Genomic DNA, 16467 nt, shown 5'->3' with positions numbered 1-16467 from the left:
TCACCCGCTCACGCTGCGCCCCATACGTAAAGCTATACTGGCTGCCGCCACGGGTGATGGTGCATATTTATCGCTATTGCTTTTTAGCATTCCAGTTGTAATAAATATCCAATCCTCTGGGGTTACCACGTCGATAGTGGTTTTAGCTCGTACAAAACAATTATCCATCATCTTAATTGCCTTATTTTTCAATTCTACATTCATTATTATGTGACTGCGCAATTCCATGAAACCAAATATTTGAGGAAAAGCATCAAGCTTCACTGTGAAAGGCTTATATGACATTTCATACGAACCGCTACTTACAGTTAGTTGAGTGACGTAGTCGGGTGCCTCTAGGGAGGCTCACTACGCCAACATTCAAAAATCTGAAAGATAAATTTTTATTGAATTTTTTTCGTCAAAATAGACATCGTCGATCTTTGTTGACCTAAATATTAAATTCAAAACCGAGTAATCAATGGACGCCTTTCTAATCCTCAATGATACTTCAGCGCCTTTTTTCGGCAACGGGAATATTACCCATTCACCTGTTTTAAAATTTGATAAAGTAATTTCTGAAATTTCAGAGCATTTACGGCTATTAGTATTGGAATCAATATTGACGACAAATTCTACAAACTCTCCATTTTTTCCATCGTACGATTTATCTATAGTAACGCCACATTCTTTCAATCTATTTGTGTCTGCATTGCATGCAGCAGTTAGGGTTAAAGCTGCAACTAGAAACAATATCTTCATTGTTTGCCTACTCCTTTTTGACGCCTGAATCGGTCAACTGCTTGTTGGGAAACCAGCGCAAACGCTCTCTGCTGTAACCTAGAGTTATGTGGACGTGCTTTACCTAGGTTAGCTGGATTGTAATGCCTAGACTCATGCGCCAATGTCGCAATAGCTCTTTCCACCCCTGTGAAACCCGGCCTAGAAAACGTTGCAGGTTTATAAATAGTTGATTTTCCCCCATAGTGGTACCCAAACACCCACACTTTCTCGTATCCAGCGCCGTAACTTTCACCTGCATATTCGTTTGCCTCTTCAAAGCTTTTAAATAATTTAGGGGCGTAAGTCTCATTATGGTCGGACACACTTCGAATAGAGATTGCGTATTCATCTTTAAACTCTACCTCTTCGCCCATGTTGCTTGCATCATCTTTGAAGAATTCATAAGCCTTATCAAATGTTTTTTGCGCACTACCTTCGTCTTTTCCAAGTTCAGATTTTTCTATTTTCCCAGTTAGCCCAGATGACTCTGCACTCCCATGCTTCCCACTGGTATCACCCTGACCACCCTCAGCCTCGGCTGGCGGCGCTAAATCGCTGGTTTCACCACGTCCGTGAGCGGTAGCAACTTTGTCACTCGCACCATTACCTACGGTATTGTTCGAACTGTCGTTTTGGCGCGGCTTCGATGAGGTGTCCGTGGTGACGTTTTCAAGGGCTATCATATGGGGGCACATCGAGTCCGCCATTTGTGATACCCCACAGCCAATATAGCCCGTGGGGTCGGTTCCCGCCAGAGGGTTATTCATGAGGTACGAATACGGGTTTAAGGATTGGCTGTTGCCGGGGCTTTGAATCACCGGGTCGACGCTTAAGAAGCGCCCTAGGTTATAGTCGTACACCCTACCATTCATATGAATGAGCTCAACGTCATCCAAATGCAGGTGGTCGGTAAAGCCGCGGCGAGTGATGCCGATATTGCTGATACCCGCATAGTCAGCAAAGTTCTTTAGGCGTGGCCGTGCTCCGGGCTCCATCAAGGTGCCGTCAATCATTCGCGTTTTACCAAAGGCGTCATAGTGCCGGCGCCCGACGACCTGCCCATCCTCGTCACTGAAGGTCAAGCTTGTGCCCGGTCGCGAAATTCGGCACACGCCGACCAAAAAGAGTTGTTGGAGTTTTTAGAAACTACCGAAAAGCCATTGCACGACGTACGCTTAGTTCACGGTGAGGCCGAGCCAAAGCGCGTACTGGCTGAAGCAATACGTCAAAGTGGGTTGATTACGGGGTAGTTACAATAACTCCGAGTCAAGCTGGAAATACAACTAAACATAAATTCAGTCGAATAATCGCCCAACAAAAACATCTTTACCGGGAGAGAATTCAACGGAGTATGATCTCCCTCCTGTTCCAAAAACTACAATTCTTACTTGTCCGTCGAGACCGAGGTGAAACTCCTTGACTTTATAATCACTACAAAAATCTCGATCGCTATTGTCACACCAGCTTTTCAACTTTGAAAGTTTAGTATTGTAAATTTCGAAATTAATATCACCTAACTTGCCAAGATACAGAACTGCTTGTTCTCTATCTAACTCAGCACATTCGCTGCCAGCAATTTGGGCTTGAAACAATTGAATAGGCTTTGATGATGTAACTCTATTATTATATAACGTTAATATAACTCTATCCTTCATGCAAAGTCCTTTATGGCTAAAAGATGGGCCATCAACAACCAGACTTTTTTCATGAGAGCCTGTTCCAGAAAATTTAAAATGCTCAATACCTTCATCATATGAAGCTGCCAAATGAAATGGCATGAAAAATAAAAAAAGAAGATACTTATTCATAGCCGTCTTTCCTGTATTGCTGAAACAATCTTTGCAAGTCGTTATCTGTGAGCTTTCTTTCATGCCCTTCGACATGAGCATAACTTAATAGACTTTTCGTATCGTTATGCTGATGAAGAAGACCTAACATATGGCCAAACTCATGTGCAGCTGTATTTCTATCTGCGGCCGGTGCGCGCAGCTCTATTAAAGTCGATCCGAGAGAAGCGCGACCAGCATTTCTAAAAGAATTTGCAGTGCTGCACCATCCGGGGCACTCGTTTATGTAGAAGTCAGGATTCTCTTTGCTAAAAGATACGTCTGTTTTTAGAAGTATTTTATACCCATTTGAGTGAGTACCTTCAATATTGAAGTGTTCGTTAATACCGGCAATGTAATCTGACAAAAGCTCATGCTCAATATCATTTGTTCCAACTGAGAGCTTAATTTGTAATGTGTAAGCTTTATTTTTCACATCGACTGTTGTTTTTATTTTTCCTTTAAAATTTATATTAGTATAAACATCATTGGATATATCCGTTGGAGATTTGTCATTCTGACTGTCAGAAAGTACGTATCCCAGTGCTGGCGCTTGATTTTGACTGCCAATATCAGCAACTTGCATCTGTTGAACTAAATCCGTCAGTTCACTTGGTTGTGCACCATTACCTACGGTATTGCTCGCACTGTCGTTTTGCCGCGGCTTCGATGAGATGTCCGTGGTGGCGTTTTCAAGCGCTGTCATATGAGGACACATCGAATCCGCCATTTGTGATACCCCACAGCCACTATAGCCCGTGGGGTCGGTTCCCGCCAGTGGGTTGTTCATCAGGTAGGAATACGGGTTTAAGGATTGGCTGTTGCCCGGGCTTTGAATCACCGGGTCGACGCTTAAGAAGCGACCTAGGTTATAGTCGTACACCCGACCATTCATATGAATGAGCTCAACATCATCCAAATGCAGGTGATCGGTAAAGCCGCGGCGAGTGATACCGATATTACTGATACCTGCATAGTCAGTAAAGTTTTTAAGGCGCGGCCGTGCCCCAGGCTCCATCAAAGAGCCATCTAGCATTCGCGGTTTACCAAAGGCGTCGTAGTCTAGCTGGTTTGTTCAAACTAAGCTACGTGGTACGCTTAATCGCTCAGCACCTCCTCGGTCAGCAGCTGCGCTAGCATTTATGGTGGTATGGACAGCTTAGTTGGTTAGCTTGTTCAGCTTCGGAATACCGCTAGGTTTCTAGAATAGGTCGAAACTTACGCGATCGAGCAACGACAGGGCAGAAACCACTTGCACCGTCGTGGCAGAATGACTAATATAGCCCCCGTTCACAATCGTGAACGCCTCAAAACGTGCGTCCGTAGCTCAGTTGGTTAGAGCACTACCTTGACATGGTAGGGGTCGGTAGTTCGAGTCTACTCGGACGCACCATCTTCTTAAAGTTCCAAATCCCTTGATTTTATTGACTTGCAGCCGTGATGGTTGGCTTGATGCTTTGTGCGTATTTGTGACCATATTGGGGCTTGTGACCAAATGGTGACCAAACGGTGACCATGTTTGATTTCATACCTTAAAAGCGACTGTCTTTGATTCTTTAAATGTACTGGTGACAATTGCCAACTAAGGATGAATAATTATGCAGCTAATAAGTTAATTCGCATTGTTTATTCGACAACTAATTCATTCTTCCGAATCTGATTCTGCATCAGGTGGCTTTTTAGAGATTTTTCGAGCTTTCGCTTGCAACTTCCCAGCACTTTTTTGCGCTTCAGGATTATCTCGTATAGCCATTTCTAACGCTGCTGCCGCGCGCTGCGCCTCTCCATTCCATAGACTTTGAGCTTTCATAATGTCTTTTATGGCGCTATGTTCTTTTAGGAATGCTAGTTGACCTTGCAATGCCCGATACACATCACCACCCCATTGACTTTGAGCAGTCACGCTATTTTTAAATGATTCAAAATCATTCAATGCCGCCATTTGACTAGCAATGGATTGAGCAATGCCGATGCTTGATCTTTCGTTAAATTCACGGATTTGGTCCGCAATAATTAGCGCTTGTTCCTCATCCGTAATTTCGTCTAATTCATCCTCTGTTGGGCGTGTTATAACCCCGCTGTGCACGGATGCCTTCTTTTTGCATTAAGCGTAAGATCCGATCTCGGCCGCAATATTGGTTGGCATCACGAAAGTCCATATAGATATTGCGGTAGCCATGAAAACCACCGCTCTCTATCCAAAACTGCTTAATTTTTTGCGCGAGTTGTTGTGTAATCCCCCCATTTTAAGCCATTTAACCGACAACTAGCTTTCCCCGATACATTTGCATCTGGCAATGAAAGTCGTACTCTCCGGGTTCCAGCGCTGGTATTTGAATTTGCTTTAATTTGTTAGAAGGCAACGTTTCACTTATTTCTAGCTTGGGAATGAGCAAAGTTTCAGAACAAGGCGATTGATCCTTCCGCAGGAACTTAAGTTCAACCGGTTTACCTTCAGGTATTTTTATTCTCGAAGGCGAGTAGATACCGTTTTCGACGGCAATCACCAAATCACCTTCTCCCAGCTTCAGCTGCTGGGGCTTGTAAAGCCAAAACCACCAGACGATCAGCGCGATCAAAGTGATACCAGCAATATTAATGAATAACATGTTTATTCTCCTGAATGCGTCAGTGTTAGAAGGTGCGTTAATGTTTCTTGGCTTTGAAAAAGCGTAACCGGTTAGCGTTACTCACTACCGTAAGAGAAGAAAAAGCCATTGCTGCACCAGCAATAACCGGGCTCAATAGCATTCCCAAAAACGGGTACAGAACGCCTGCGGCAAAAGGAATACCCCCTACGTTGTAAATAAAAGCACCAAATAAGTTTTGCTTAATATTGCGCAGCGTGGCCTTGCTCACCGCGATCGCATCGGCAAGCCCATGTAACGACCCACGCATCAATGTAATATCGGCACTTTCAATAGCAACGTCCGTCCCAGTGCCAATAGCGAAGCCTACATTGGCAATAGCTAGCGCTGGCGCATCATTAATACCGTCTCCCGTCATACCAACAATTTCGCCTTCCATCTGCAGCTCCTGAACCTTTTTTGATTTTTCTTCCGGCAGAACTTCGGCAAAAAATTCTTTAATTCCTACTTTTTCAGCAACCGCTTGTGCAGTCGCGCGATTATCACCAGTAAGCATTACGACTCGCACACCGTTATCCTGCAAACGCTTAATGGCATCGACAGAGTCGTCTTTTATTGGGTCAGCAACTGCAATTATTGCAGCCAATTCATTATTAACAGCAAAGTACATTGGTGTCTTAGCTTCAGCTGCTAATTCTTGGGCTTTTTCAATAAAGTTACCGAGCTCAATTTGACGTTCACGTCAAAGTTTTTCATTACCAAAAAGGAGGGACTTCCCGTCTACTTTAGCCTCCACGCCATGGCCAGCAATCGCATTGAAGTTTGAGACTTTAGTTGTTTCAATTCCTCTTTCCCGAGCTTTACTATCCTCACACTCATTGTCATCCCGGTATTCTATACGCTGGTGAAACAGCATCGATTAATGCCTCGTTAATCAACGGATGGTGGATGAGGGGGCACAAGCTGCTGAAACATCTGTTCTTCAGCAGCTTGTGTTATCAGAGCATCATTCCGTGGGTTATCGCCCCATTCAATCGCGTGAGCCACGAAGCCGGAGAGCGTTGAAAACCACCGATGCCGAGCTGAGACTCATTGCGAGTGCGGCGAACATGGGTGAGAGCAGAATACCCGTGAGGGGATACAACACACCGGCTGCGATCGGGACGCCAAGCGCATTGTAGATAAACGCGAAACCCAGATTTTGCTTCATATTAGCGACGGTACTATCGGAAAGGTGCCGTGCGGTGGAGATTCCACGCAAGTCGCCTTTGACCAGGGTTACCTGAGCGCTGTTCATGGCAACGTCTGTACCCGTCCCCATGGCGATACCTACGTTAGCCTTTGCGAGAGCCGGGGCATCGTTAATCCCGTCCCCAGCCATAGCTACAATACAACCTTCAGCTTGAAGCTGTGTGACGAGGTCAAGCTTGTCAGCAGGTTTGACTTCGCCGTGCACTTCGTCGATTCCCAATTCCTTGGCAACAGCGTTAGCCGTTGTAATACCATCGCCGGTTGCCATGATGATACGAATCCCCGCTTGCTGGAGATCTCGCACTGCTTCCAGCGTGCTCTGTTTGATCGGGTCGGAGACAGCCAACAGGCCTGCAAGTTGGCCATCCGAGGCGAGATACATGACACTCGCACCTTTTTCGCGCAATGAGTCGGCGATGTTTGTCAGGTGGGTAACATCAATCCCGTCTTGCTGCATCAGAGCTGTATTGCCCAGGACCAGCGACTTACTATCGACTTGGCCACGAACGCCGATGCCGCTACCTGATTCAAAATCGTCGACTGCACTGAGTGTGAGGCCGCGCTCGCGCGCCGCGTTCACAATAGCGTCGGCAAGTGGATGTTCACTGCCTTGATCGAGGCTCGCTGCAAGACGTAGTACTTCATCGGCAGTTATGTCACCTGCCGGAATTGCTTGTTCAAAAGCCGGACGTCCTTCAGTCAATGTGCCGGTTTTATCAACAATCAGAGTATCGACTTTGCGGAAGTTCTCAATCGCGGCGGCATCGCGAAACAGCACGCCTTGCGTAGCGGCTTTGCCGGTTGCCACCATGATGGACATGGGTGTGGCCAGCCCCAACGCACACGGGCAAGCGATAATCAGCACCGCAACAGCATTTATCAAACCGTACACCCAGCTCGGTTGCGGACCGAAGAATCCCCAAACGAACAGAGTTGTTATGGCGATGACCACTACAGCCATAACGAAGTAACCGGCAACCAAGTCAGCCATGCGCTGCATGGGAGCGCGCGAACGCTGCGCCTGCGCTACGAGCTGCACAATCTGAGAGAGCACTGTGGCAGAACCCACTTTCTCTGCCCGAATCACAAGAGCGCCTGAAGTATTCATCGTCGCGCCAATCACCTTGTCTCCGGGCCGCTTGCTTACGGGGAGTGGCTCTCCGGTCAACATCGACTCATCCAATGAGCTATTACCTTCCTCTACCGTGCCGTCAACCGGGACTTTTTCACCAGGGCGAACGCGCAAGCGATCACCTTCATGTACGTGATTCAAAGGCACATCTTCCTCAGTGCCATCCTTGTTGATCCGCCGTGCTGTCTTAGGCGCCAGACCGAGCAAGGACTTGATGGCAGCTGATGTTTTCGAGCGTGCCCTCAACTCAAGCATCTGACCCAACAATGTCAGCGAAATAATGACAACTGCTGCTTCAAAATAGACTGAAACGCGGCCCATCGACATGAAAGTTTCAGGGAATATGCCCGGTGCTATCGTCGCGATAGTGCTATAGATAAACGCAGCTCCAGTACCAAGGCCTATCAGCGTCCACATGTTCGGGCTGCGGTTCACTACTGATTGCCAGCCCCGTACAAAAAATGGCTGCCCTGCCCACAACACTACCGGTATTGAGAGAACGAGTTCGATCCATGTTTGCACGCTCATGCTGAACCAGCCAAGCTGCGGGCCGAACATAGCAAGTATTGTCACGATGACAGTAAACGGCAGCGTCCACCAGAACCTGCGTGAAAAATCTTTCAACTCTGGATTGTTATCATCATCCAGACTGGGCATCAATGGCTCAAGAGCCATGCCACACTTTGGACAGGTTCCCGGGTGATCTTGCAGGATCTCCGGATGCATAGGGCAAGTGTACGTCGTGCCGGGCTCATGCGGCGTTGTATGTTCCTCCGACTTGGTGGGATCGAGGTACTTTTCCGGGTCATCACGGAATCTACCCAAACACTTGGTGCTGCAAAAATAGAAAGACTTACCCTCATGCTCCATGTGATGGGATGAATTCTCTGTAACTCGCATGCCGCACACGGGATCTGAGAGCGGCGCATCTGTGTGCGACGGATCCACGTGGTGTGGATGTTCTGATTGATTCTGCCTCATAACAACTAATCCTCTCGAGGTATGTGCCAAATTCCGTATACGCGTGCGTATAGCCTCATGACTGCATACATTTACTTCTTTTCAGCACCACTTTAACCCATTGGATGTACTGGTCAACTAAATCCGGACACATTTTTAAACAATAATTCATGGTTAACTGGCGACCTGCCGCCGTTGGCCGAATGTAGTCGCTCCAGGTGGTAGTAACGGATGTAAGCGGCCACATCCCTTTTCATATGTTCACGTGTCGGTTGTGACACTTTAAAGAGCCAATCATGTTTCAGGCTGCCAAAAAATCGTTCAACAACTGCGTTGTCCCAGCAGGCGCCAACGTCGCCCATACTCGCTCGCATACCAAAACGCTGAAGCTGCTTCCGGTACCGCTTGCTGGTGTACTGCGACCCGCGGTCGCTATGGAACACCAGCCCCTTGCTCGGCCTGCGCAGGTTGTAAGCCGTAATCAGAGCCCGCAGCACCAAACTGGTGGTCATCGTTTTATCAATTGCCCAGCCCACGATGCGCCGCGAATACAGGTCCATCACAACCGCCAGATACATCCAGCCTTCGCCGGTGCGGCAGTAGGTCACATCGCCCGCCCAGATCTGATTCGGGCCCACTGGGTTGAAATTCTGATTCAGCAAATTGCCCGCTACGCTGTCGCTGTGTTTGCGCTTGGTGGTTACTTTGTAAGCCACGCGCTGCGTCACCTTCAAGCCCATTTGATCCATAAGCCGGCGAACCCGGTATCGGCCAATTTCAAAGCCTTCCGCGCGAAGTGCCTTCATCATTTTCCGGCTGCCCAAGCTGGATCTGCTCGCTTTGAACAGTTCCTTGATCCGGCGGCGAAGCTGCAGCTCTTGAGCGCCAATCAGCTTGCCCGGGCGCTTGCACCAGTCATAGTAAGCCGACTTGCTGACCTTCATAACCCGACACAGAGCCCTGATTGGGTAGTTGCCAGATTCGACCTTGATGAATTCAAACTTTACTTTATTTCTTTCGCGAAGAAGGCTGATGTAGATTCAAGTCATCAACGCAACACCCTTATCAATCATGTGTGACGGTGTCATAAAGCTCAATGTTTTTCTCGGTCTCTCGTTTAATTGGGTCGCTACGTTGTTAAGAACTTCCTGTGAATGAACAGATAAATCAGTTTTTCTTGGGAAGTATTGCCGAACCAAACTATTAGTATTTTCGTTTGTGCCTCGTTGCCATGGTGATTGGGGGTCGCAAAAGTAAACGGGTATACCAATTTCTTTTGTTAGATCAGCATGCTTAGCCAGTTCCATACCGCGATCCCAGGTGAGCGATTTCCGGTATTCTGCCGGCATCTGCTTAAATATTTTTAACAGCGCCCGGTAAACCGACTCCGCGTCTTTGCCAGCTAATTTCAATAGGATAGTTACAAGCTATTTCCCGTAAAGTACCAACGATAAAACCGTCACTAACTACATATCCGAAAATCGGTTCGCAGTTTGCACCATTCGTTTAATTTCATTTTCTTCAACGTTTTTTACTGTTTCTAACAGCTCTTTTGCGCTGTCTATATCGACACGGGAATATAGGTGTTCATACAACTCAATGACTTGCTCATGATGGTTTACAATGTTCTCCATAATGTGATCAGTATCTAACTCTTTAAAAGGCGAATCACAGTGTCCATGCTCAACGATGGGATGTTTCCCAATATAGTCATAACACCAAGTGTCTAATGCATTTCGGTTTGCTGTACTCAAAAAACCTTCGACCATTCGCTCTAAGCTAGCCTCATGACCCGACACGTAGTTTAGAATCATCCGAGCTCGTTCATCTTGGTTTTGTTTAGAGCAGTGAGTAACACACTCCTTCAGGTTTTTGTGGAAATCAACGGTCCAACTCAGCACATCTTTGATTGTTTCTATTTGCATTTTTTACTCCTTACCTATAATTAATCGTTACTTTCGTTTGCTTTTGTTAACTGGCGGACTTCTGTGACAACTCCACGGTGTATGTTCCGAATTATCTTTAATATTTTGGTCAATAAACTTGTAGTACTCTTCTTTCAGATGAGTCCACCACCCACTATTTATTTCAACACCAAACTTCCTGAGCTTTTCCTCTATAACATTGAGATCCACTTCAGAGGCATCATAAGCTACCAATAACAAGTTACGCTCAGAGTCATAGGCAACGCTATCGAGACCAACCAAGCGATCGATTTCGTTAATCGCTTCGCGAACTTTTTTCACACTCTCAGTGTTTAGCTTTAATGTGCGATTGACTAAGTTAATTTCCCGCACTCCTGCTCTATGATCGTTATTTGACATCAATACTGTCCTGTTAATTAAAACTACCAATACGTTTCAGGCAACATTTGCTCGGTGTTAACTTTGTAACGAAAGCTCTTTATTAGTGGCTGCTCGTTTATCGTGACCCCAGAACAATTCATCGATTGGCGAGATAGAAACTAATCCCTCGTTAGATACCCCAGTATGGGCCGCTTCAACTACCAAGAGGGCAACATCACGCGCATCATCACTGTTCACATAAACTTCAAGCTGTACGTGATCAACTAAGTGATCATCGTTATAGCTATCGAAGTAGTAACCCCGTCCTCGCACAGGAAACAGCGTAAAGCCGCTAACGCCACGGCCGATGAGAGCCTCTTCCACTGAGTCTTGTCGAAGTTGATCAAAAATAGCGGTAATTTTAGATAGGTTCATATACCCCCCTAAAAGCCCTAAAAGCCCTAAAAGCCCTAAAACATATAGCTTATGGACTGTGTTTAGTCTAGTTACTTAAATTTCGAGAAAATCTAGAGTTGTAATTTAGTAGTGCTATTTCGGAGGGTAGTAAATATCGAAGAGTATTTGCTTCACATCACCTTTATAAGACAAGGGATGTGGCAAGTTGCTAGGAGAGTTTATCGAGGTGTCGAATTGAATAAATACTAGAGGTGAGTTCGCAGAGTTACACTCTTCATCCATAGAGCATTTATCAGCTACGCAGCAATAACAGTCGTCAATGATAGATTGCTCACTTTCATCGCAATGAAAGTTATCTTTGCTTTCGTTGCTAACATCCATATGGCTAACACTTTTTTCGTGCTGTACATTGGAAGCATTGTTATAAGGAGGAGCGGCTGGGAAGGATAGCTGTATCACTATTCCTAACATAAGCACAACTAAAAATTTTGCTTGAAACATATGTGCGCTCCTATTGCCATGCTATAAATTAGCATACTACCCCCTGCACATCATTGATCGAGATCAAAGATGCGCAGGTGATATTTACAGAGTAAGGTATCATCTAACCTTAACGTCTTTCTTTCGCCACAAATAGTAAACAGCAGGTAATACGAGCAAGGTTAAGATAACAGCGCTGATCATTCCTCCAACCATTGGCGCCGCTATTCTACTAACCACCTCAGCCCCAGTCCCTGTACTAAACATTATAGGCAATAAACCAGCAATTGTAGAAACGGCCGTCATCATGACTGGGCGAACACGAAGTCCTGCCCCTTCCATTACGGCAAGAGAGAGACCCTCTTTCGTTAATGCCTTACCATGCTCTAACTGACTTTTTTCATATTCATTATAGGACTGGTTTAGGTAAGTCAGCATTAGTATTCCTATTTCTACAGTGACACCTGCTAGAGCTATAAAACCAACCGCTACAGCAACTGAGAAATTATAATCTAAAAGATACATTAGCCAGATTGCCCCCACCAATGCGAGAGGCAAAGTTCCCAATATAATGGCTATTTCTGTAGCGTTTCGAAAGTTCATATATAAAAGAACGATAATAATCGCGAGCGTTAACGGAATCACGTAAGTCAGTTTTTCCTTTGCCCTTTCCATATATTCGTACTGCCCGGACCAGGTAACTGAATACCCTGCTGGCAACTCGAGTTCTTGTTCTACAACCTTCATTGCTTTTTCAACATAAGTGCCGACATCAACTCCCTCAATGTCGACAAAAGTCCAGCCATTAAGTCTTGCGTTTTCGCTTTTAATTGCCGGCGGTCCAAGTTCAACGTAGACATCAGCCACATCCGCCAAACTAATACGCTGCCCGTTTGGCGTAACTAAAGGTAGCTTCTTTAATTCTTCCGGCGAATCACGGTAATCTTGAGGGTAGCGCAAGTTTATTGGGTAACGTTCAAGCCCTTCAATGGTCTCTGAAACATTCATTCCGCCAATAGCCGTGGCAACAACCTGCTGAACATCCTCAATGTTCAAGCCATAACGTGCAGCCTGCTCTCTTTTTATGTCGACTTTGACATAGCGTCCACCAGCCACTCGCTCTGAATAAACAGAAGCCGTACCATCGACATCATCAAGTATCGTTTCAAGCTGCTGACCGATCTTCTGAATTTCATTAAGATCAGCTCCGGCAACTTTTATACCTACCGGCGTTTTTATACCTGTCGATAACATATCAATGCGAGTTTTAATGGGGTAAACCCACGCATTGGTCAGCCCCGGAAACTTTACAAGCGCATCCAGTTCTTTTTTCAACTTCTCAGTGGTCATACCGTCTCTCCACTGATCTTTCGGTTTCAGTTGAATAAAGGTTTCAATCATCGTTAGGGGTGCCGGATCAGTGGCGGTATCCGCTCGACCAATTTTGCCAAAAACCGTCTTCACTTCCGGTACCGTTTTTATGAGCTTGTCGGTTTGCTGCAACAGCTCCCTTGCTTTACCAATTGATAATCCGGGATAGGTAGTGGGCATATACATCAAATCGCCCTCATCCAAATCTGGAATAAATTCACTACCAATTTTGTCAATCGGCCAGACACCAACGGCCAGGATAACAAGCGCTCCGCCAACTGCTGTCTTGGGGTATTTCAAAATGCCTTTTAAAAGCGGTTTATACCCGGCGATCAATAACCGATTAAGCGGGTTTTTCCCCTCAGGTGTTACCTTTCCTCTGATAAAATATCCCATCAACACGGGGATAACGGTAATCGCTAAGGCTGCACTGGCTGCCATTGCGTAAGTTTTCGTGAAAGCAAGCGGAGAAAACATCCGCCCTTCCTGGGCTTCTAAGGTAAATACCGGCATAAAGCTGACGGTAATAATGAGCAAGCTAAAGAAAAGAGCAGGGCCCACCTCTGAAGCAGAGGCGGCAACCACCCGCCAGCGGTTCTCTGCTGTCAGTGGCGTTTTTTCCATATGCTTATGCATATTTTCAATCATGACGATGGCACCATCGAGCATAGCGCCAATAGCGATTGCGATCCCTCCAAGTGACATAATATTCGCGTTAATTCCTTGCCAATACATGACAATAAACGCGGTTAAAATACCCAAAGGCAAGCTGATAACGGCAACCAGCGAGGAGCGGACATGGAAGAGAAATATCACACAGATAAACGCGACAATAGCGAGTTCTTCTATTAAACTTTTCCAGAGACTTTCCACGGCATCCGAGATAAGCCCCGAACGATCATAGACAGTGACTATATCGACACCTTCTGGTAGCCCAGACTTTAATTCTTCCAACTTTTGTTTAACGCCATCAATCGTTTTTTGGGCATTTTCTCCGAAACGCATTACCACAATACCACCCACGGCTTCTCCCTCACCGTTGAGTTCGGCGATACCGCGTCTCATTTGGGGGCCCACACCCACATCAGCAACGTCTTTAAGCAATAATGGCGTGCCATTTTCATCAACGCCAAGCGGGATACTCTCTAAGTCTGACACACTATCAATATAGCCTGAGGCCCGGACCATATACTCAGCTTCCGCCATTTCAACCACCGACGCCCCCACTTCCCGATTGCCTCGCTGGATAGCATTTTGTATGTGAGCAAGAGGAATATTGAATGCGCGCAGCTTCTCCGGATCCACTTTCACCTGGTACTGCTTTACCATCCCGCCGAGGGCGGCAACTTCCGAAACCCCCTCGACCGTTTGCAGTTCATACTTTAAAAACCAATCCTGCATACTGCGTAACTCACTCAAATTGTGGTTACCCGTGCGATCAACCAAGGCATACAAATACACCCAACCAACCCCTGTTGCATCAGGGCCTAATTGCGGTCTTGCATTAGAAGGCAGTTTCGGAGCAACCTGAGACAAATATTCCAGTACTCGCGAACGCGCCCAGTAAGCGTCTGTATCTTCGCCAAAAATGACATACACATAGGAGTCGCCGAAAAACGAATATCCACGGACGGTTTTAGCGCCGGGGACAGACAGCATAGCGGTTGTTAATGGATAGGTTACTTGATCTTCTACCACCTGCGGCGCTTGACCCGGATAGCTGGTTTTAATGATCACCTGGACATCCGACAAGTCCGGCAGTGCGTCTACGGGCGTATTCTTAACCGCAAAAGCACCAACACCCACGAGGATTAATGTCGCCAGAAGAACGAAAAAACGGTTACTCACTGACCATCGAATGACTGACTTAATCATGGTTATGCTCCTGCTCTGTCACTTGTTTTTGCTCAGGAATATGAATCGATGTGAGCTGGTACTGTTGCTTCCCGACTTGCGTTATTTCCGCATGCAAGGATAACCCCGTGCTAAGCTGAGAAAGTTCAACATCCGAAGCAACATCGAAGTCCATCGTCATTGCAGGCCAGTCCCATTCAGAAATCTCACCGTGCTCCAGCGTAACCATCGAGTGCTGAGGCATAACATTTTTAACGGTTGCTTCAACCCAGACAGCTTGAGCTGCTGTGTCACTTGACATACTGCCATGGCTCTCGTTATCAGCATCAGTGTCATGTTGCATGCGCTTAAAGTCAGAGGATTTACTGGACTCAGAATCAATCAAAAACTGAGCTGAAGTAACGATCTCATCACCTGCCATAAGACCCGATAAAATTTCAACTCGCGAGCTCCCTAACCGCCCAACGTCAACATTAACTGATTTAAATTTCCCATCACCCAGTGCCAGTACAACTCGGTTCGAACCACCCATTCGGATAAGCGCTTCTTTAGGGATGATTAAGTTTTTGTCGCCTAAACCAGCCTTAATGTTAAGTTTCGCAAACATGCCCGGTTTTAAAAAACCATCTGGGTTGTCGAAGTGAATTCGAACTTGTCCCGTCCGAGTTTTAGGGTTAAGTGACGGATAGACATAATCAACCTTTCCTTGCCACTCTTTACCTGGAGCATACTCAAGGTTCATTTGAACGTCATTGCCTACCTCAACCTGGTTCAATTGCCGCTCAAAGACTTCTGCAATAACCCAAATGTTATCCAGTTGAGCAATGGTCATTAAATTCATACTCGGCGTTACAAACGCACCTTCACGCACAGTCAGTCTATCCAATACCCCGGACTGCTTTGCTTTTACCGTGATTGTTTTCTGAATTTTACGAGTTTCTTTTAACTTCTTAATCTCAGATTCAGAGACTTGCAGAGCTCTTAAGCGTTCTTCAGCGGCATCAATTAGCACCTGATTACCTCTTTGCGAGGCCAATACAAGCTCCTCTTGCGCATTAACCATTTCAGGAGAGTAAATACTGTATAAAGGCTCGCCGGCTTTAACCGAGTTACCAACCGCTTTTACGAAAAGCTTCTCAATCCAGCCTTCAACACGGGGACTTACTGTTAATACTCGGTCCTCATCAAACTGAACATAGCCAACTGTTTCGATATCTAGGTTGAGTCTCGAGGACGTGACGGTTGCAGTTGTAACCCCAAGGTTATTAATAACGTCGGGATCAATTCTCACCGTACCAGGTGAACTCTCTTCTGCATCATCGCCATAGTAAGGAATAAGGTCCATCCCCATTGGAGACTTTCCTGGTTTGTCTCGACGATAATTGGGATCCATCGGAGCCACCCAATATAACGGCTCTTTTTCTGCATTGCCCGATGAACGGTCAGACACTTCAGTCGATTGCATTACATAGCCAATAGCGCCAGCGCCAACTGCAAAGCCTACAGCTAAACTTATAAGAGATTTGGTGACTGTTTTCATT

16 protein-coding genes, 1 tRNA gene and 3 pseudogenes are annotated in these 16467 nt (G+C 46.1%); 2 read left to right on the top strand and 18 right to left on the bottom strand.

Annotated features, from left to right (window positions below; genetic code table 11):
• The 3 genes from ACQ661_RS09350 to ACQ661_RS09340 form a co-directional block, all read right to left on the bottom strand.
• Positions 1-285: a hypothetical protein gene (locus ACQ661_RS09350; protein ID WP_110076907.1), complete on the bottom strand. Its 285-nt coding sequence runs from the start codon at positions 283-285 to the stop codon at positions 1-3.
• A 75-nt stretch (positions 286-360) separates the two neighbouring features.
• On the bottom strand, positions 361-741 hold the full coding sequence (locus ACQ661_RS09345) for a hypothetical protein (RefSeq protein ID WP_110076908.1): 381 nt from the start codon (positions 739-741) through the stop codon (positions 361-363).
• Positions 738-1844, bottom strand: a complete 1107-nt coding sequence (locus ACQ661_RS09340) for an RHS repeat domain-containing protein (protein ID WP_431668207.1) — start codon at positions 1842-1844, stop codon at positions 738-740. The genes ACQ661_RS09345 and ACQ661_RS09340 overlap by 4 nt, the downstream gene beginning before the upstream one ends.
• On the opposite strand from ACQ661_RS09340, the gene ACQ661_RS09335 reads away from it, so the two are divergent.
• A complete protein-coding gene (locus ACQ661_RS09335) occupies positions 1800-2012 on the top strand; it encodes an MBL fold metallo-hydrolase RNA specificity domain-containing protein (RefSeq protein WP_153825495.1) in 213 nt (70 codons plus the stop codon). The genes ACQ661_RS09340 and ACQ661_RS09335 overlap by 45 nt on opposite strands.
• Before the next feature lie 45 nt (positions 2013-2057).
• On the opposite strand, the gene ACQ661_RS09330 is transcribed toward ACQ661_RS09335, so the two are convergent.
• Complete coding sequence (locus tag ACQ661_RS09330) at positions 2058-2570, bottom strand: hypothetical protein (RefSeq protein ID WP_153825494.1); 513 nt, start codon at positions 2568-2570, stop codon at positions 2058-2060.
• Positions 2563-3624, bottom strand: a complete 1062-nt coding sequence (locus ACQ661_RS09325; RefSeq protein ID WP_153825493.1) for an RHS repeat-associated core domain-containing protein — start codon at positions 3622-3624, stop codon at positions 2563-2565. Before ACQ661_RS09325 ends, ACQ661_RS09330 begins: the two co-directional genes overlap by 8 nt.
• A 280-nt stretch (positions 3625-3904) precedes the next feature.
• On the opposite strand from ACQ661_RS09325, the gene ACQ661_RS09320 reads away from it, so the two are divergent.
• Positions 3905-3981: transfer RNA gene (locus ACQ661_RS09320), tRNA-Val, on the top strand.
• 249 nt (positions 3982-4230) lie between these two features.
• On the opposite strand, the gene ACQ661_RS09315 is transcribed toward ACQ661_RS09320, so the two are convergent.
• The 13 genes and pseudogenes from ACQ661_RS09315 to ACQ661_RS09255 form a co-directional block, all read right to left on the bottom strand.
• A complete protein-coding gene (locus ACQ661_RS09315) occupies positions 4231-4674 on the bottom strand; it encodes a hypothetical protein (protein WP_153825492.1) in 444 nt (147 codons plus the stop codon).
• Positions 4637-4786, bottom strand: coding sequence for an IS3 family transposase (locus ACQ661_RS09310; RefSeq protein WP_416380896.1), 150 nt, complete (start codon positions 4784-4786; stop codon positions 4637-4639). Before ACQ661_RS09310 ends, ACQ661_RS09315 begins: the two co-directional genes overlap by 38 nt.
• Before the next feature lie 57 nt (positions 4787-4843).
• Positions 4844-5197, bottom strand: coding sequence for a cupredoxin domain-containing protein (locus tag ACQ661_RS09305; RefSeq protein ID WP_034732779.1), 354 nt, complete (start codon positions 5195-5197; stop codon positions 4844-4846).
• Positions 5198-5234: 37 nt separating this feature from the next.
• A pseudogene (locus ACQ661_RS09300) lies at positions 5235-6002 on the bottom strand (HAD-IC family P-type ATPase); the annotation flags it as partial.
• Positions 6003-6206: 204 nt separating this feature from the next.
• Positions 6207-8540, bottom strand: a complete 2334-nt coding sequence (locus tag ACQ661_RS09295) for a heavy metal translocating P-type ATPase (protein ID WP_110077063.1) — start codon at positions 8538-8540, stop codon at positions 6207-6209.
• A 113-nt stretch (positions 8541-8653) separates the two neighbouring features.
• Positions 8654-9547: pseudogene (locus tag ACQ661_RS09290) on the bottom strand (IS3 family transposase); the annotation flags it as partial.
• Positions 9548-9559: 12 nt separating this feature from the next.
• Positions 9560-9940: pseudogene (locus tag ACQ661_RS09285) on the bottom strand (IS30 family transposase); the annotation flags it as partial.
• A 45-nt stretch (positions 9941-9985) separates the two neighbouring features.
• On the bottom strand, positions 9986-10444 hold the full coding sequence (locus ACQ661_RS09280) for a hypothetical protein (protein ID WP_011234470.1): 459 nt from the start codon (positions 10442-10444) through the stop codon (positions 9986-9988).
• Between the two features lie 27 nt (positions 10445-10471).
• Positions 10472-10843: a cation transporter gene (locus ACQ661_RS09275; protein WP_431668206.1), complete on the bottom strand. Its 372-nt coding sequence runs from the start codon at positions 10841-10843 to the stop codon at positions 10472-10474.
• Positions 10844-10900: 57 nt separating this feature from the next.
• The gene (locus tag ACQ661_RS09270; protein WP_153827123.1) at positions 10901-11239 is read right to left on the bottom strand and encodes a P-II family nitrogen regulator; all 339 of its coding nucleotides are present in this window, start codon (positions 11237-11239) and stop codon (positions 10901-10903) included.
• Positions 11240-11353: 114 nt separating this feature from the next.
• Complete coding sequence (locus tag ACQ661_RS09265; protein ID WP_092841983.1) at positions 11354-11722, bottom strand: hypothetical protein; 369 nt, start codon at positions 11720-11722, stop codon at positions 11354-11356.
• 99 nt (positions 11723-11821) lie between these two features.
• Positions 11822-14947 carry an efflux RND transporter permease subunit gene (locus tag ACQ661_RS09260; protein ID WP_153827122.1) on the bottom strand — a complete coding sequence of 1042 codons (3126 nt, stop codon included), beginning with the start codon at positions 14945-14947 and terminating at the stop codon, positions 11822-11824.
• Positions 14940-16466, bottom strand: coding sequence for an efflux RND transporter periplasmic adaptor subunit (locus ACQ661_RS09255; RefSeq protein WP_431668205.1), 1527 nt, complete (start codon positions 16464-16466; stop codon positions 14940-14942). Before ACQ661_RS09255 ends, ACQ661_RS09260 begins: the two co-directional genes overlap by 8 nt.
• Position 16467 lies beyond the last annotated feature (1 nt).

It is taken from the genome of Pseudidiomarina sp. WS423 (genome assembly GCF_050750165.1).
Lineage (GTDB): Bacteria > Pseudomonadota > Gammaproteobacteria > Enterobacterales > Alteromonadaceae > Pseudidiomarina > Pseudidiomarina fusca.
Note: the sequence above shows the minus strand (reverse complement) of the source record. Positions and strands in the feature narration are given on the sequence as shown.

Excerpts from the sequence above, each read along its gene's own strand:
- ACQ661_RS09350 (WP_110076907.1), bottom strand. The coding sequence starts at position 285 with ATGTCATATAAGCCTTTCACAGTGAAGCTTGATGCTTTTCCTCAAATA.
- ACQ661_RS09295 (WP_110077063.1), bottom strand. The coding sequence starts at position 8,540 with ATGAGGCAGAATCAATCAGAACATCCACACCACGTGGATCCGTCGCAC.
- ACQ661_RS09305 (WP_034732779.1), bottom strand. The coding sequence starts at position 5,197 with ATGTTATTCATTAATATTGCTGGTATCACTTTGATCGCGCTGATCGTC.
- ACQ661_RS09325 (WP_153825493.1), bottom strand. The coding sequence starts at position 3,624 with ATGCTAGATGGCTCTTTGATGGAGCCTGGGGCACGGCCGCGCCTTAAA.
- ACQ661_RS09345 (WP_110076908.1), bottom strand. The coding sequence starts at position 741 with ATGAAGATATTGTTTCTAGTTGCAGCTTTAACCCTAACTGCTGCATGC.
- ACQ661_RS09275 (WP_431668206.1), bottom strand. The coding sequence starts at position 10,843 with ATGTCAAATAACGATCATAGAGCAGGAGTGCGGGAAATTAACTTAGTC.
- ACQ661_RS09280 (WP_011234470.1), bottom strand. The coding sequence starts at position 10,444 with ATGCAAATAGAAACAATCAAAGATGTGCTGAGTTGGACCGTTGATTTC.
- ACQ661_RS09270 (WP_153827123.1), bottom strand. The coding sequence starts at position 11,239 with ATGAACCTATCTAAAATTACCGCTATTTTTGATCAACTTCGACAAGAC.
- ACQ661_RS09255 (WP_431668205.1), bottom strand. The coding sequence starts at position 16,466 with ATGAAAACAGTCACCAAATCTCTTATAAGTTTAGCTGTAGGCTTTGCA.
- ACQ661_RS09330 (WP_153825494.1), bottom strand. The coding sequence starts at position 2,570 with ATGAATAAGTATCTTCTTTTTTTATTTTTCATGCCATTTCATTTGGCA.
- ACQ661_RS09265 (WP_092841983.1), bottom strand. The coding sequence starts at position 11,722 with ATGTTTCAAGCAAAATTTTTAGTTGTGCTTATGTTAGGAATAGTGATA.
- ACQ661_RS09260 (WP_153827122.1), bottom strand. The coding sequence starts at position 14,947 with ATGATTAAGTCAGTCATTCGATGGTCAGTGAGTAACCGTTTTTTCGTT.